The sequence below is a fragment of the Synechococcus sp. H55.9 genome, assembly GCF_047462355.1.
Taxonomy (GTDB): domain Bacteria; phylum Cyanobacteriota; class Cyanobacteriia; order Thermostichales; family Thermostichaceae; genus Thermostichus.
In genome coordinates this window covers 1-1,060 of record NZ_JANSJB010000204.1, presented here as the reverse complement: position 1 = coordinate 1,060, position 1,060 = coordinate 1, and the positions used below count along the sequence as shown (strand labels likewise).

At 60.3% G+C, this 1,060-nt stretch carries 1 protein-coding gene; it reads left to right on the top strand.

Going from position 1 to position 1,060, the window contains the following annotated elements; all coding sequences use genetic code 11:
* A partial coding sequence (psbD, locus tag NW857_RS13140) for a photosystem II D2 protein (photosystem q(a) protein) (protein ID WP_414336211.1) occupies nucleotides 1–1,059 on the top strand: 1,059 nt, incomplete at its 5' end.
* Nucleotide 1,060 lies beyond the last annotated feature (1 nt).

The window sequence follows — 1,060 nt, the reverse complement described above, 5'->3', positions numbered from 1 at the left end:
ATGACCATCGCGGTAGGGCGCGTACGCCAGGAGCGAGGATGGTTCGACATCGTCGATGACTGGCTCAAGCGCGACAGATTCGTGTTTATCGGCTGGTCGGGGCTGCTGCTGTTCCCCTGCGCCTACTTGGCCTTGGGCGGCTGGCTGACCGGCACCACCTTTGTAACTTCTTGGTACACCCACGGCCTGGCCAGCTCCTACCTGGAAGGGTGCAACTTTTTGACCGTGGCCGTGTCCACCCCCGCCGACAGCATGGGGCACAGCCTGCTGCTGCTGTGGGGCCCGGAAGCCCAAGGGGACTTTACCCGCTGGTGCCAGATTGGCGGGCTGTGGACGTTTGTGGCGCTGCACGGGGCGCTGGGCTTGATTGGCTTTATGCTGCGGCAATTTGAGATTGCCCGCCTGGTGGGGGTGCGGCCCTACAACGCCATTGCCTTCAGCGCGCCGATTGCGGTGTTTGTGAGCGTGTTTTTGATTTACCCGCTGGGGCAGAGCAGTTGGTTTTTTGCCCCCAGCTTTGGGGTGGCGGGGATTTTCCGCTTCTTGCTGTTTTTCCAGGGGTTCCACAACTGGACGCTGAACCCGTTCCACATGATGGGGGTGGCCGGCGTGTTGGGTGGAGCGCTGCTGTGTGCCATCCATGGGGCGACGGTGGAGAACACGTTGTTTCAGGATGGGGAAGCGGCGAGCACGTTTCGGGCGTTTGAGCCGACGCAGTCGGAAGAGACGTACTCGATGGTGACGGCGAACCGGTACTGGAGCCAGATTTTTGGGATAGCGTTTTCCAACAAGCGGTGGCTGCACTTTTTCATGTTGTTTGTGCCGGTGACGGGATTGTGGATGTCGAGCATTGGAGTGGTGGGGTTGGCGCTGAACCTGCGGGCGTATGACTTTATCAGTCAGGAGACGCGGGCGGCAGAAGATCCTGAGTTTGAGACGTTCTACACGAAGAACATTTTGCTCAACGAGGGGATTCGGGCCTGGATGGCGCCGCAGGACCAGCCGCACGAGCGCTTTGAGTTCCCCGAAGAAGTCCTACCCCGCGGCAACGCGCTCTAAA